The organism is Dyadobacter sp. 22481, from assembly GCF_052044875.1.
Lineage (GTDB): Bacteria > Bacteroidota > Bacteroidia > Cytophagales > Spirosomataceae > Dyadobacter > Dyadobacter endophyticus.
The window spans coordinates 1,855,484-1,869,047 of the sequence record NZ_JBQENV010000001.1 but is presented as its reverse complement, the minus strand read 5'-3'; the positions used below and the strand labels follow the sequence as shown (position 1 = coordinate 1,869,047).

General features: G+C 50.8%; 14 protein-coding genes. 6 read left to right on the top strand and 8 right to left on the bottom strand.

Features of this window, described 5'->3' with window-relative positions:
• Positions 1-7 precede the first annotated feature (7 nt).
• Positions 8-1,144 (top strand): mannonate dehydratase, encoded by a 1,137-nt coding sequence (locus tag ACTJJJ_RS07210; RefSeq protein WP_188929187.1) that lies wholly within the window; start codon positions 8-10, stop codon positions 1,142-1,144.
• A gap of 67 nt (positions 1,145-1,211) precedes the next feature.
• Positions 1,212-2,165: a hypothetical protein gene (locus tag ACTJJJ_RS07205; protein ID WP_188929189.1), complete on the top strand. Its 954-nt coding sequence runs from the start codon at positions 1,212-1,214 to the stop codon at positions 2,163-2,165.
• 6 nt (positions 2,166-2,171) lie between these two features.
• Here the strand turns inward: ACTJJJ_RS07205 and ACTJJJ_RS07200 are convergent, their stop codons facing one another.
• Complete coding sequence (locus tag ACTJJJ_RS07200) at positions 2,172-2,900, bottom strand: LytR/AlgR family response regulator transcription factor (protein ID WP_188929191.1); 729 nt, start codon at positions 2,898-2,900, stop codon at positions 2,172-2,174.
• Between the two features lie 12 nt (positions 2,901-2,912).
• Complete coding sequence (locus ACTJJJ_RS07195; protein WP_229221394.1) at positions 2,913-4,022, bottom strand: sensor histidine kinase; 1,110 nt, start codon at positions 4,020-4,022, stop codon at positions 2,913-2,915.
• Positions 4,023-4,287: 265 nt separating this feature from the next.
• Here ACTJJJ_RS07195 and ACTJJJ_RS07190 point away from each other — a divergent pair, with 265 nt between their 5' ends.
• Positions 4,288-4,887 (top strand): RNA polymerase sigma factor, encoded by a 600-nt coding sequence (locus ACTJJJ_RS07190; RefSeq protein ID WP_188929193.1) that lies wholly within the window; start codon positions 4,288-4,290, stop codon positions 4,885-4,887.
• Positions 4,888-4,893: 6 nt separating this feature from the next.
• Here the strand turns inward: ACTJJJ_RS07190 and ACTJJJ_RS07185 are convergent, their stop codons facing one another.
• From ACTJJJ_RS07185 to ACTJJJ_RS07175, 3 genes are read right to left on the bottom strand one after another with little or no spacing between them, the layout of a single operon-like run.
• Positions 4,894-5,691 (bottom strand): LytR/AlgR family response regulator transcription factor, encoded by a 798-nt coding sequence (locus ACTJJJ_RS07185; RefSeq protein ID WP_188929195.1) that lies wholly within the window; start codon positions 5,689-5,691, stop codon positions 4,894-4,896.
• Positions 5,688-6,767 (bottom strand): sensor histidine kinase, encoded by a 1,080-nt coding sequence (locus ACTJJJ_RS07180; protein ID WP_426294282.1) that lies wholly within the window; start codon positions 6,765-6,767, stop codon positions 5,688-5,690. Before ACTJJJ_RS07180 ends, ACTJJJ_RS07185 begins: the two co-directional genes overlap by 4 nt.
• Positions 6,764-7,834: a sensor histidine kinase gene (locus ACTJJJ_RS07175; protein WP_426294283.1), complete on the bottom strand. Its 1,071-nt coding sequence runs from the start codon at positions 7,832-7,834 to the stop codon at positions 6,764-6,766. The genes ACTJJJ_RS07180 and ACTJJJ_RS07175 overlap by 4 nt, the downstream gene beginning before the upstream one ends.
• A gap of 415 nt (positions 7,835-8,249) precedes the next feature.
• Here ACTJJJ_RS07175 and ACTJJJ_RS07170 point away from each other — a divergent pair, with 415 nt between their 5' ends.
• Positions 8,250-8,684 carry a LytR/AlgR family response regulator transcription factor gene (locus tag ACTJJJ_RS07170; RefSeq protein WP_440701688.1) on the top strand — a complete coding sequence of 145 codons (435 nt, stop codon included), beginning with the start codon at positions 8,250-8,252 and terminating at the stop codon, positions 8,682-8,684.
• A gap of 66 nt (positions 8,685-8,750) precedes the next feature.
• Here the strand turns inward: ACTJJJ_RS07170 and ACTJJJ_RS07165 are convergent, their stop codons facing one another.
• The 3 genes from ACTJJJ_RS07165 to ACTJJJ_RS07155 all read right to left on the bottom strand — a co-directional run bounded on the left by ACTJJJ_RS07165 (position 8,751) and on the right by ACTJJJ_RS07155 (position 11,716).
• Entirely contained in the window at positions 8,751-9,740 is a 990-nt protein-coding gene (locus ACTJJJ_RS07165; RefSeq protein ID WP_188929203.1) for a beta-ketoacyl-ACP synthase III, read from the bottom strand.
• 132 nt (positions 9,741-9,872) lie between these two features.
• Complete coding sequence (locus ACTJJJ_RS07160; protein WP_426294285.1) at positions 9,873-10,622, bottom strand: OmpA family protein; 750 nt, start codon at positions 10,620-10,622, stop codon at positions 9,873-9,875.
• 101 nt (positions 10,623-10,723) lie between these two features.
• On the bottom strand, positions 10,724-11,716 hold the full coding sequence (locus ACTJJJ_RS07155) for a TonB family protein (protein WP_426294286.1): 993 nt from the start codon (positions 11,714-11,716) through the stop codon (positions 10,724-10,726).
• Between the two features lie 284 nt (positions 11,717-12,000).
• On the opposite strand from ACTJJJ_RS07155, the gene ACTJJJ_RS07150 reads away from it, so the two are divergent.
• Both ACTJJJ_RS07150 and ACTJJJ_RS07145 read left to right on the top strand, forming a co-directional pair.
• On the top strand, positions 12,001-12,603 hold the full coding sequence (locus ACTJJJ_RS07150) for a Crp/Fnr family transcriptional regulator (RefSeq protein WP_188929211.1): 603 nt from the start codon (positions 12,001-12,003) through the stop codon (positions 12,601-12,603).
• 84 nt (positions 12,604-12,687) lie between these two features.
• Entirely contained in the window at positions 12,688-13,521 is an 834-nt protein-coding gene (locus tag ACTJJJ_RS07145) for a DUF2306 domain-containing protein (RefSeq protein ID WP_426294287.1), read from the top strand.
• Positions 13,522-13,564 lie beyond the last annotated feature (43 nt).

Genomic DNA, 13,564 nt, shown 5'->3' with positions numbered 1-13,564 from the left:
GCACAAGATGGAAAATTCACGCAGGAACTTTATCAGAAACGGCGCGGTAGCGGCCTCTGCCGCGCTTTCGAGCTCACTCGTGGGATTGGGAGCACACGCCGCTGCCGTTACAACGGCCCGGGCGGCGGCATATGCGCAGGATGGCGGCATGCAGTTCTGCCTCGCACACTTTTTCGGCATCGATCCGAACCGCATCGCGCTTTCGAAGCAAATGAATGTGCTGGGCGCGGTAGGAGGGATCAATCCCCAGAGCGTCGGCCTTACCAACATCAAAAACTGGGAATATGAGGCTATTGTGGCTGTGCGCGATTTCTGGAAAAAGGAAGGGATCACTTATCGGGTTATCGAAGGGCCGCCGTCATTATACGAAAAAACCAAGCTGGGGCTCGACGGCAAAGACGAGGAAATAGAGACTTTTATTAAGTTTATCCAAAACCTTTCGAAAGCCGGAATCGATACGGTTTGCTACAACTGGATGCCGGTCATCAGCTGGGCAAGGACCAAACTTGACAAGCCCTCACGCGGAGGGGCGCTCGTAAGCACGTTCGACTATGAGGACGTGAAGGACAAACCGCTTACCAAATACGGCGACTTTACCCACGAAACGATGTGGAAGAACCTCGAATACTTCCTCAAAGCTGTGGTGCCGGAAGCCGAAAAAGTGGGCGTGAAGCTTGCGTTACACCCCGACGACCCGCCGGTGGATAAAATCCAGGGCATACCAAGGATTATGACCTCCGCCAATGCGTTCAAACGGCTCATCGAAATCGTACCCAGCCCGAGTAACGGTATTACGTTATGCCAGGGCACGTTCGCGACCATGGGCGAGGATATTCCCTCGGTGATCAAGTACTTCGGTAGCCGCAAAAAGATCCACTTCGTACATTTTCGCGACGTCCGTGGCAATAAAAATAACTTTGAAGAAACCTTCCACGACGACGGTAAAACCGACATGTACGAAGCCATGAAAACCTATTATGAGGTAGGGTTCCGCGGCCCGATGCGTCCGGACCACGTGCCTACCGTAGTAGGCGACAGCAACGAACACGCCGGTTACAGCAACTACGGCGCATTGTTCGCAATAGGTTATATGCGCGGGTTGGTAGAGTCGGTAGCCAAGGCGCATTCAAAATTCACGCATTAATGCAACGCTAACCACCCCAAAATCTGTCAATACCTGCGAAATGTGACTACCACTAAATATCGCAGCCATGAAAACATTTGTTACCACCGTTTTTGCAATACTTTTATTTCTATTCGTGTGTATAGAGCGCCGTAGCACGAAAGGGACCATCAACCCGATCATTGGCGACATTAGTTTCGAGAAAAAATACGGAACCGCTCCGGATGCCGATACCGACGATAACCTCCGCATTGCCGCACATCTTGAATATGCGGAAAAAGAATTGAGAATGCGCGATGTGTCAAAATTGTCGGTCGAAATGCGTAGTAAACGATTGCATATGCTCGATCTTTTGCATGAATACCGGACTGCCGGAGTTTTTCCGAAAAACTATGAACTTAAGGAACGTAAACCTTGCTTCATCGATCAGAACGGCACCATTTGCGCCGTGGGTTATCTGGTCGAACAAACAGCCGGAAGGGCGGCAGCGGAGGATATTAACAGCCGCCACAAATACGCGACGATATTTGAAATGAAGGACGTCAAAGTAGACGAATGGATCGCGGAAAGCGGGTTGAGCAAGGAAGAATGCGCAATGATTCAGCCGCAATACTCGCCGGGAGGCGCTCAAAATGTCAATAATGTGAAACCGGCATATGCCATTTCCTCAACGTTGCTGATGGGCGTGAACGTCGCCTCTACGACCGTGAACGGCATTCAAATCGCCACAGGATCAATGCGTGGAGGTGCTCCCGCGCTCGGCATCATAGGAGGCACAGGCCAGATCACTTTGGGCATAATTGGGTTCAAAAAGAAAATAGACGGCGGCGGAATGCTGCGCACTACGGGTTACGGCAGCAGTTCACAGCGCGGCGTTTCGATGGTGAATATGGCCCTCGGGTCACTCACAGTCGGAATGAGCATCTGGAACATTGTCTCCAACAAAAAAGCAATCGAAAAACGCGCAGCCTGGGATTTGCGCAGCTTCCCGGAGGCGAACGGAAAATCGGGCGTGGCGTTGAGTTTTACACGCAAGTTCTGAAATGCATTATTGCCACTTCACCAAAAGCTCCTTGAATGCATCCTTGTAAAGATCGCCGACCGGAATGTCCACGCTGCCGATGTGTACGGCACTTTTGCTGATGGAATCCACTTTGCCGACGGCCACTATGAACGACCGGTGAATGCGGATGAATTTAGCTGAGGGCAGCTTTTCCTCAATGGCCTTGAGACTGCTGTGCGAAATCACCGGGCTGCCAACAGCCTGGTGGATTTTGACATAATCCTTGAACGATTCGATGAAAAGGATCGAATCGAAATCAATCCGCACCAGCTTGTAATCCGATTTGACGAACAGATAGTTTTCGCTCGAATCCAGTTCCGGCTCGCTGGATCCCTCGCGAAGATTTTCGAAGTATTTTTTACCCTTCATGGCCGTCGCCAGGAACTGGTTATAACCGAATGGTTTGAGCAAATAACCCAGTGCATCGACCTCATAGCCCTGCACCGCAAACTGGTTGTAGGCCGTCGTGAACACGATCCGCGTTTTAGTATCCGGGTTCTGGCTGAGCACTTTTGCCAATTCCATACCGGTTAGTTCAGGCATTTGAATATCCAGGTAAACCAGATGGATGTTTTCCTTTGTAATTACTTGCAGCGCGTCCAGTGCATTGATGTACCTGCCGTGCAAATGCAAAAACGGCGTTTGCTCCACAAATGAGCTCACAAGGCCCAATGCGAGCGGTTCATCGTCAACGGTAATGCAATTCAGGGTCATATTGGGTTAGGTTTACGCCAGGTTGATGGTCAGGTCTACGGTGTAAGTATTCGCGCTTTCGTCGGTTTGGATTTCCAGCCGGTGTTTCCCGGGGTACAACAGGTCGAGGCGTCGGCGTGTATTGGCGAGGCCTATCCCGCCGCTTTCCACACCCGCCACGTTTTGTACGGGGAAAATATGGTTTTCTACGTGAAGCTTTAATTCACCGTTCGATAACCCGGCATTAATCCCGATTTCGGATTGCTGCGAGGCATTTATGCCGTGCTTGAATGCATTTTCGATGAATGGGAGCAGCAGCATCGGCGCGATGGGGTAGTCGGGGACCGGCTCGTCGCGGGTGTACTGCACATTGCTGCTGCTTTGCACGCGCAGTTTCATGAGCTCTATGTAATCGTCGATAAATGCGAACTCGCGGCTGAGCGGGGCCACGTCCTGTTGCGTTTCGTAGAGCAGATAGCGCATCATACGTGAGAGCGTGAGCGTCGCCTCGCGCGACTCCTCGACGTTGGTGTAAGACAGCGCGTATATATTATTGAGAGTATTGAAAAAGAAATGCGGGTTGATTTGTGCCTTCAACAGCGCCAGCTCGGAGGTAATATTCTGCTTTTCAACGGTGTCGCGCAAACGTGCATCCGCCTGCCAGCGCTGGATCACAGCCATGCTCGTACTCACACCTATTACGAGAAGCGTAGTCATCAATAGAATCCCGTCGATCAGATGCCGCGGCTTCGGCCCACCGCGATGCCTCGGGCGTGGCATTATGTGTTCCATATGCCGGCGTATTTCCAGTTGCTGATCAGCCAGTTTGCTCACTACCAGCATTAATATGACCAATGCAACGACCCAAAGAATGAACACGAAAATCCTGTTTTCCAGCAGGTAACGTGGTACCAGGTAATGCGCGTTGAAATAGAACAGCGCTGCCAGCAGCCCGAAGTTCAGGAATTGTTTTACCCAAAATACGGCAGGCAGACTCACGCTCCAAGACAATGGCTGGTAAAACACGAGCACAAAGCCGAGCAAAGCCCACGCAAGCAAATGCATCGCGACCACTACGCCGCCTTTTGTGTTTTCTCTGGTCATCGGTGTAAAAATAGCAGGGAAATAGCGGTATTTGTTCACGCCGGGTCGTTGTTTCGACGTATCGAGGTTTTTGCCGGTTAAACGGGCACTCTTTGACGACAGGTCGTCGCGGTTGCGGAAATGCCGAGATTACCGGCCGGTTTATCGGCTAAAACGGGCCATTCAGCTACACTTTCAGGCTCTCCGTCCATCCGGCTTTTATTCGCGGTTCACATCGATTCTCTTTGTATTGTGTTGTTCCGGACGGGCAGTCCCGGAAGCAACAGAGAGACCCGCTGAATGATCCATTGAAAAGCAAGAATGTATGCTCAAATTCCTGAATAAAATCATTTTTGATCCGAACGACTTTCGCTCGGTGATTGCGGCGTGCATTGCGGGCAACAGTCAGGCACAGCATATTTTGTTTAAAAAGTACTTTGGTTATGCCAAAAGCATTTGCCTTAGGTATACCTATTCGCCGGAAGAGGCCGAGGAAGTGCTCAATGAAGGTTTTTTCAAGGTTTTCAATAACCTGGAAAGATATGACCCCCAGCAGCCGTTCAAGGCGTGGTTGCGGACGGTGATGGTCAACAATGCAATCAGCTATTTCAGAAGAAACAAAAAGCATTACGCTGCGCGGGCGGCTTTCGATGAAATCCCCGAGCCAGGCATTGCCGACGACGCTGTTTCGGCCATTACCGCAGGTGAAATTATGCAGCTTATTCACGAGCTGAAACCGATCTACAAAACGGTATTCCTCATGTACGCCGTAGACGGATACAGTCACAAGGAAATCGCTGCAATGCTCGAAATCAACGAGGCTACCGTCCGCTCGCAGTACGCACGTGCAAGGGCGCAATTGCAAGAGGCGGTCACCGCGCATTACCCCGAGCTCGCCGGCCAGTATGCGATGCTGTCGTTTTAAAGGCCCCTATTTACCCATCCAGACTTTGAAATCGTGGGCACGTTCGCGACTGACGATTGTTTCCTTGTCCAGCGCCGGATGCAGTGTGAGCGCGAGGCGGTGATTATAGTAGGGCTGCATTTGCACTACGGCCTGGTGCGTCACGATCAAAGCCCGGTTGACCCGGAAAAAGCGCTCCGGGTCGAGGAATTCCTCCAATTCATCCATTTTGTAATCCACTACAAACTTCTGTCCCTGATGGTTTTTGAAAAAGGTCAACCCGTTGTCGATATAGAAATAGGCTATTTCAGAAGTCTCGATCGATAGCAGGCGCGCCCCCTGTTTGACCAGGAACCTTTTGCGGTATTCGGGCACCGGCGATTGCAAATGCAGGCTTTTTAAAATGGCTTCCAGGTTGACCTGCGGCGATGCTGCCGGGACCGCTTTGCCTGCGGCGGTAAGGTCATAATATTTACGGACGGCGCGTTGGAGGTCCTCCTGCTGAACCGGTTTCAGCAAGTAGTCGATGCTGTTGACTTTGAATGCCTGTAAAGCATATTCGTCGTAGGAAGTGGTGAAAATCACCGTGCTTTTGATCCGGACCCTGTTGAATATCTCGAAGCTCTGACCATCGGCGAGCTCTATATCCAGGAAAATAATGTCCGGCTCCGGCTGGCCGCTCGTGCGGTTTTCGGTGATCCATTCCACGGTGGCGGCAATGCTCGGCGTAATGCCGCGCACTTCGAACTCCGGCGCGGTTTCTTCCAGTAATTTGGTCAGCTTGCGCACGGCCAGTTTTTCATCCTCTACAATTAATATATTCATGCATTTGTGGTTTTCAGGGTGATCAGCGGCAGGGTAACTTTGAAAAAATGCCCACTGTCGTCAATCACAGGCATACGATCGGAGAGTAGCTCGTATTTGGCCATAATGTTGGCCAGCCCCAGGCGCGTCGATCTGACGGGCGTCGATTTGTTCAGGCGATTGTTACTGATTTCGAGCAAATCTTCCCCAACTGAACGGATTGATACGCGTAACGGATTGGATTCCAGGATACTGTTATGTTTGACAGCGTTTTCCAGCAGCAGCTGCAACGTAAGCGGGGGTATTTTTTTATCAAGATCTTTCTCATTCACCTCGATCACGAGATCGAAGCCGGTATCGTAACGTGTGCGCAACAGGTGGTAATAGGAACGGACAAAGTGCATTTCAGCGGAAAGCGTAGTCAACTCGTTCTGGTTTGTTTGAAGCAGGTAGCGGTAGACTCTGGCCATTTCATCGACAAACTGCTCGGCGCGCTTAGGCTCGTCGGCGATTAATGCGGAAAGCGTGTTCAGGCTGTTGAACAAGAAATGTGGGTTAACCTGACTTTTCAGGCTCTGCAACTGTCCCTGCATTCCGGCACGTTTGATAGCCTCCTTGTTGATTTGCAGGGCTTTCCATTCATTTGATGAATAATTGATTTCATAAAGGCCTGTCAGCAAAAGCACCGCCACAAACTCGAATAGATAGACGTTGAGCATCATCCGGGCGTCGAGCTGGGCTTCAAATGGCCTGAAATGCATGATAAAGAGCATGTAAGCGGTCACGAAAGCGAACGTCAGGGTCCAGAATGCAAGGGCCGTAAGCGCGCTTCGTTTGACCGATGAATCGAAGGACGGGTATTTTTGAGCGATGTACCGCGCCGCCCAGTCATGCGGGACGAATGCGATGATCGTCATCAGGAAGATCATCAGCGTTCCGCCTGTGAAGTTGTAAATGCTGCTCAAATAAGGGTCTCCGATGAGCAGATAACTGATCGTGGGCACAAACCAGGGCACCAGCAATGCGAAAATCCACCTGCCGAAGAGGCTCAGCCAGATTTTTCGGCCGATTCCACTATATATAAGAGTAGGGGTCATATGAATATCAAAGGCAGGATGATCGAAAATTCGTGTTCGCTTTCTTTCAAATGGACGGCTCCTGCGCGGTTGAAAAGGAATTTATACCTGTTTATCAAAACATGGACCCCCGGTGTTTCGAGCGGCATTGTGATCACCTTCGGCTGGCGGTTGTGCCGGAATTCCAGCTGACCTGTCTCCGTCGTAGCGATGCTGATATGCAGCGGGCGGGTGGGGGATACCATATTGTAATGGATCGCGTGGTCGATCAGTATCTGGAAGGTCAGCGGCACCAATTGCCCGCAAAGGAATACCTCGCCGACGTTGAGTGTAATGCGTACCCCGCTTTCAAACCGTGTTTCGAGCAGGTAAATGTAAGATTTGACAAAACGAAGCTCCGAATCGAGCGTCACCAGAATATTTTCTTTATCGGGGCCATTCACACTCAGCTGGTAACGGTAAACCTTCGACATTTCATCGACGAATTTTTCGGCAGTTGCCGGTGCATCCGCAATCAGCACTGAAAGTGAGTTGAGGCAATTGAAAAGAAAATGGGGGTTAACCTGCTGTTTGACGGCTTCCAGTTCGGTCTGCAACTGTTTTTCCTGCATTTGTTCGACCTCGGTCTGGTTGGTTCGCCACTGCCTGAACGCATAGGCCAGCTCACTAAGCCCAGCCCCGATGAGCGAGCCGCTTAAAATGAAGAAACTAACGCGCAGCGCCCAGAACAGGTCGAATCCCGCGCCTGTCAGGCCAATTTGTTGATACACAGGCAATGCAACCCAGAAAAAGGCCACATTTACAACCCCATAAACCCCGAACCACATCGCTACGCGGTAAATGGACTGATTGGTATCGGGCAGGAGTTTGGTAATCTTAGGCGAAAGTGCGGCATCAATCCTGTATGCAACCCCTATTACACCGATATTGACGATGCTTCCGGCGAGGAACAGGCGGGTATCTGCAAAGTAGCGCTCCTGCCAAAGCCCCAGACCGGCCAGCAATGTAGCTGCGGATAGTATCAGTGCCGATGAGGTGAGGCTCACCTGCTTTAGGCCAATTTTTGCCAGGTAACTTTCAAGGATCATTTACACGCATTTTCATTTCATACAAAAATAAAGCGGGTACGGTCCAATCGGAAACCGGGTAGGGTTAAACGTCGTATTTCCGGGCCTAATCGTCGCAAAATTGCGGCTAATGTGATTTAAACCTGCAAAAGGTGTTTCCGGTTGCGTAAACGGCTGTTTCAGTTTACCCCCCAATTTGGCGTATTCATGGGGTAAAAGTTACAATTCACCCGGGTCGCTGTTTCCCAGGGCTTATACTTATACCACATTTGTATCGCAGTCAGGCTACGCGCCCCGGGTTCCGAACGACACGCGGCAGCCTTTCGCGCAGAATGCAAGTGGTCTGTTAGCCATGAAATCCATCAAAATTTTAGCCATGAAAGTAAATAACCAATTGCCAAACCAATCCATGAAAAATCAACCTGTTCTTTCACCCATGAAAAACCTTTCCATCATGCCGTCGGGCGGCGTTCCGTCGGGCGGCGTTCCGTCGGGCGGCGCTCCGTCGGGCGGCGCTCCGTCGGGCGCTATCGGCGAAGTCAAAAACGTCCCCACGATCACAGTTTACAAGTTTGGGAAAGCGCTCTCCGTTAAATCCAGCGATATCACTTGTCTGGAAGGCGTCGGTAACTACACATTTGTATACACCCGGCATGAAAAGCACCTGGTTTCGAAATGTCTGAAAGAAGTACAGGAAGAACTTAGCAGCGATTTTTTACGCATTCACAAATCATACAGCATCAACGCACGCCACATCGCATCGCGGTGGCCCGATTACATTCACCTCAGCTGCGGCAAGGTGATCCCCATCGCCCGCAGGCGCATCCGCGAGACGCACGAGATATTAGGGAGAATGGCGTTGTCGGCGTAGTGGACCGATGTTCGAGTTGTTGTCCGTCAGGAGTTATGGTCCTTCATAATTCCTGACGGATTTTTGTCAGTAAGCCCATTTTACATAGGCCGAAGCCCAGGTGAAACCGGCGCCGAATGCGGAAAATATCAGGTTATCACCCTTTTTGAGCTGTTTTTCATAATCCCACAGGCAAAGCGGGATCGTCGCGGCGGTGGTATTTCCGTAATGGGCGATATTCATCATTACCTTGTCCATTCCTACGCCCATGCGGTTGGCAGTCGCCTCTATAATGCGGCGGTTGGCCTGGTGCGGGACGAGCCAGGCGACATCGTCATGGCTAAGCTGGTTTCTTTCCATCATTTCCGCTGAAACGTCGGCCATATTGCGAACCGCCGATTTGAATACCTGCTGGCCATCCTGGTGCAGGAAATGCAAGCGGGCGTCGACAGTTTCGTGGCTTGCCGGGAAGCGGCTTCCTCCGCCCCGTTGCACCAGGCGGTCGTAACCCTCCCCGTCGGAGCGGATGAGCGTATCGATCACACCGTAGCCTTCGGTATTAGGTTCCAGCAGCACGGCACCGGCACCATCGCCGAAAAGAATGCACGTACGACGGTCGGTATAATCCATCACAGCCGACATTTTATCTGTACCCACCACGACAACTTTTTTGTATTTGCCGGTTTCGATGAACTGCGCACCGAGTTCGAGGCCGTAAATGAAGCCCGAGCACGCTGCATTCACATCGAAGCTACCGATGTTGCGGATGCCCAGCTGGTCGCAGATCAGGTTGGCGGTACTTGGGAAAACGAAGTCGGGAGTAATGGTTGCGCAAATGAGGAGGTCTATTTCAGCGGGATCGGTGTTGGTCTTTTCGAGGAGGCCCTTTACGGCTCTCGCACCCATGTGCGAGCTTCCGAGTCCGGGTTCTTTCAGGATGCGGCGTTCCTTAATGCCGGTCCTGCTCACGATCCATTCGTCGCTGGTATCAACGAGTGTCTCCAATTCGGCATTTGTCAGAATATAGTCGGGTACATATCCTTCGATGCCTGAAATGGAGGCTTTTACTTGTTTCATATTCGATTTTAATACTGGTAAATTTCGCTGTTTGGGGATTCTCTTGCCCTGAACAACAAATATGCACTACAAAAGTGCTCATTTCTCCACCTTTCAATGGATTTTTTGGGAAGTTAATTTGGGAAGAATATTTTAAGGGACAATGCGTATTTCGACACGCCGGTTGAGCCTGCGGTTTGCTTCGCAATCATTCGGTGCTACGGGGAGGCCGCTGCCAAAAGCTTTTCCCCGAATGCGGGTATTCTCTATTCGCCTCGATACCAGGTACTTTTTGACCTCGTCCACGCGATCAAAAGAAAGCAGCAAGTTTTTGCGGGGATCGCCCACGTCGTCGGTATGTCCCGAAAGCTCGATCCGGGGAGCAGTGTTCCGGACAAGATAATCGGCCAGGATTTCCAGTTCATAATTGCTCTCCGGCAACAAGTCGGGCTCGCTTTGAGTGAAGAGCAGTATGGTTTCGATCTCTTCCTTCAAGTCCAGTTCGGACGTGGCAACGGCCGCTGTTTTGCCCGAATTGCCGTTTTCTATCGGTGTTAAATAAAAAATCTTCGTTGGACGAAGGCTACGGGCTGCAATGACCTCCGAAAACGTTTGATAGCCGTTTGCGTGGATCGAGATAACGCCCATGTCCCTGGCCGACATTTTAAACTGGTAAATGCCGTCCTCGTAGATAGGGACGACCAGGTCTTCGGGACGCTGCCCCACTACCATAATCGTGGCTTGAATGGGCTGCAGGGTATATTTGTCGAGAACGCGTACAGCGATTCGGGTACGCTGAGGGATAATTTTGTCCCGGTTCATGGCCATGTCGGTGCTCTGCTGGGCGCGCGCGGAAGAACCTGCTGCAATGGCTAAAAGCAAAGCGATTGTAAAAGTTTTCATTCAAGCTCCGGTTAGGTTGAACAATTGTTTTTTACAAACAGGAAATCGTTTACATAAATATATAAAGGTTATTTATATAATGCAATATCAAGCATTTTTTCTCAGGGCCGGAGACCGAAATTGGGTCGCAGGGGGGCATACATGGAGGCGGGACTGACGCCATAGCCATATACCGACAGTTTTGTCTGTGGCGGCTCGTGGGCCGACAAATTAACTTTGCGGTTTCGGAAAAGCTTTTCGAACTCATCCTTTATCAGGACCGGCGCTTTCCAGGGTTCCAGTTTCATTTTCTTGCTGAAAAGCTTTGGTACTTCTTCCTTGACTTTCAGCGGCAATTTATCCAGTTCCGGGTCAAACTGAATGCTGATGGTGTACCAAACGGCGATCGGCCTTCCGTCTTTCTGTGCAGGCGTCCATTTAGGCATGATGCGTATGAGCCGAAGGGCCTCTTCGTCCAGTTCGATTCCGGGGCTTCTGATGATCCGGCCGCTGCTGACATTGCCTTCATCATCGATCAGGAAAGAAACCTGCACTGGTCCCTGAACGCCCGATGCCAGTGCTTCTTCGGGGTATTTCAGGTTGTTGGCAAGAAATTTGGTTAAGCCCCTGAAATAGGGCCAGCGGTCGAGCCGTATAGAAGGGCCGCTTTCGGTTCCCTGGTTTGCTTCCACATCCTTCTTTAAAATTTTTGACTGCGCTTTCATACGCATAGCTAATGCCTGGGGCCGCGTTTTCAATGAGATGAGATACTCGCCGGCCGACTTTACGATAGGGATTTGACGCATTTCAAAATCGGGGTGCCTAATGACAAGCGTCCCGCTCAATGGTGCGTCCGCGATTTCAAAGCTGCCCGCCAGGTTAGTTACTGTACCACGCTCCGAACCTGCGATCAGTACGGCAGCATTGACTACCGGCCGGGACGATTCGTCGATGATCTTACCCATAATCCGGGTTGTTTGGAGAAAAGCGGACCGGACGTCGAGGCTGTCGGAACCCACATATTTGGGAGCGGCATGCGCCGGGTTCATGAAGGCAGCCAATAGCGCGAGGATGAGGTATTTTCGCAAAAGCGGTTCAGATATTCTTCGCAGCATGAGTTTCCTAATGTTTAATAGGCCGATTATTCACTCAATTATACCTTTTGATCATAAACGATTGTATTTCAAATATAGGATACGCAAAAGCAGGCAGAATGTGTAAAATTTTGAAATAAAATCCGCGATCCCCGGATTGGCCGGTGGATCATTGGAATAGGTTTATTTTGCAGAAACATTTTACATTCGGCGACCTGGTAATAGAATAAGTTGCATTATTGAAAAGCGACTTCGATCGGGAGTTGAAAAAGTGGAAGTAAAGCCTTTTCCAAATTGAGATAACCATGGATCATTATTACAGTACGCTTTTCGAATATATTTCCCGCATCATTACATTGCCCGAAGTTGACCGGGAGTCGGTACGAAGGTCATTCAGGCCGGTATTTGTTCCAAAAGACACGGTGATAGAGAAAGCGGGGGAGGTGCCTGGTTACCATAACTTCATCGTGTCGGGCTATATGCGAAATTTCCATTTGGATGGGGATAACAATGAGATCACAACAGACCTGAACGACGGGCCCCGGTTCTTTACATCCTATTTTCACTTTATGAACCGAACCGTTTCGAATGAGAACCTGCATTGCATCACTGATTGTGCGCTTTTGCGGATCAGTCGGGATGTTGCCGAAAAGACGGCGGTGAGCAGCCTCACCCAGAAGGATTACACGATCCGCATTTTGCAGGAGCATTTACAAAAGGACAAGGAGCGTATCAACGATATGGCGAACCTGACCGCGGAAGCCCGTTACGCGAAGTTTGTTCGGGCAAATCCCAACATCAACCGGCACGTTCCTTTGAAATACATCGCTTCCTATCTCGGTATTACCCAGCGGCACTTGAGCCGGTTACGCAGTGACGGCCTGTCCAACACTCCCACACAGGAATAGAACCGCTTATCCGCATTGGACAAATGTCTAATGCCGCGGGCCACGACCGGCTTTAAGTTTGGCCAAACTTAAATGTCCGATATCATGACCGAGAAAATTGACTTTCTTCCAAGCACCACGACAAAATATCCTCAAAAACTGCTCAACCTGGCCGTTACCATTTGGTTTATCGTCACCACGATCGGCCAATGGGCATTCGGTATCTACATCATTGCATTTTACGGCGCCAGTACAGCCTCAGGCGAGCTTGAACGCTGGAACGAGGTTTTGCCGCATGGGTATGTGAAAGGGGACTGGAAGGGAAACCTCATTGTGGGGACGCACGTATTGCTGGCCGCTATCCTGGTAGTTGGCGGACCGTTACAGCTGCTGGCATCCCTTCGGAGGTCCGCTCCCCGGATTCACCGCTGGCTTGGGCGTGTTTACGTCTCCACGGCGGTGATTGTGGCCACCGGCGGCTTCATTATGGTATGGACACGCGGCGCTGTCGGCGATACCGTGCAGCATGTCAGTATCAGTATCCAGACGGTCTACATCATCATTTTCGCATGGCTCGCGTGGCGTTGCGCACGTGCGGGCCAGTTCGAAAAACATCGTAAATGGGCGATGCGGTTGTTTATGGTGGTAAGCGGCGTATGGTTTTTCAGAGTTGGATTGATGTGCTGGCTGGTGATTAACGGCGGCCCGGCTGGTTTCGACCCACAGACATTCAGCGGACCTTTTCTTACGGCGCTGGCGGTACTTGTTTATGCCTTGCCGGTGTCGCTCCTGCTACTCGAATTGTATTTCTATGCGCGGAAAGCTATTAAGCCTGTCGAAATAACAGCCATCGCGCTGCTGATATTCATGGTGGCCGTGCTAATGGCTATCGGGGTTTTTGGAGCGATAGCCGGGATGTGGCTGCCCAGGATCGGGTAGGATCTGTTCTTGCCGTTAATCCCGAATCTGTATCTGTTCATAT

Bases quoted from the DNA above. Each gene is read 5' to 3' on its own strand.
- ACTJJJ_RS07175 (WP_426294283.1), bottom strand. From the start codon at position 7,834: ATGATCCTTGAAAGTTACCTGGCAAAAATTGGCCTAAAGCAGGTGAGC.
- ACTJJJ_RS07210 (WP_188929187.1), top strand. From the start codon at position 8: ATGGAAAATTCACGCAGGAACTTTATCAGAAACGGCGCGGTAGCGGCC.
- ACTJJJ_RS07180 (WP_426294282.1), bottom strand. From the start codon at position 6,767: ATGACCCCTACTCTTATATATAGTGGAATCGGCCGAAAAATCTGGCTG.
- ACTJJJ_RS07190 (WP_188929193.1), top strand. From the start codon at position 4,288: ATGCTCAAATTCCTGAATAAAATCATTTTTGATCCGAACGACTTTCGC.
- ACTJJJ_RS07200 (WP_188929191.1), bottom strand. From the start codon at position 2,900: ATGACCCTGAATTGCATTACCGTTGACGATGAACCGCTCGCATTGGGC.
- ACTJJJ_RS07165 (WP_188929203.1), bottom strand. From the start codon at position 9,740: ATGAAACAAGTAAAAGCCTCCATTTCAGGCATCGAAGGATATGTACCC.
- ACTJJJ_RS07150 (WP_188929211.1), top strand. From the start codon at position 12,001: ATGGATCATTATTACAGTACGCTTTTCGAATATATTTCCCGCATCATT.
- ACTJJJ_RS07205 (WP_188929189.1), top strand. From the start codon at position 1,212: ATGAAAACATTTGTTACCACCGTTTTTGCAATACTTTTATTTCTATTC.
- ACTJJJ_RS07160 (WP_426294285.1), bottom strand. From the start codon at position 10,622: ATGAAAACTTTTACAATCGCTTTGCTTTTAGCCATTGCAGCAGGTTCT.
- ACTJJJ_RS07145 (WP_426294287.1), top strand. From the start codon at position 12,688: ATGACCGAGAAAATTGACTTTCTTCCAAGCACCACGACAAAATATCCT.
- ACTJJJ_RS07170 (WP_440701688.1), top strand. From the start codon at position 8,250: ATGAAAAACCTTTCCATCATGCCGTCGGGCGGCGTTCCGTCGGGCGGC.
- ACTJJJ_RS07185 (WP_188929195.1), bottom strand. From the start codon at position 5,691: ATGAATATATTAATTGTAGAGGATGAAAAACTGGCCGTGCGCAAGCTG.
- ACTJJJ_RS07155 (WP_426294286.1), bottom strand. From the start codon at position 11,716: ATGCTGCGAAGAATATCTGAACCGCTTTTGCGAAAATACCTCATCCTC.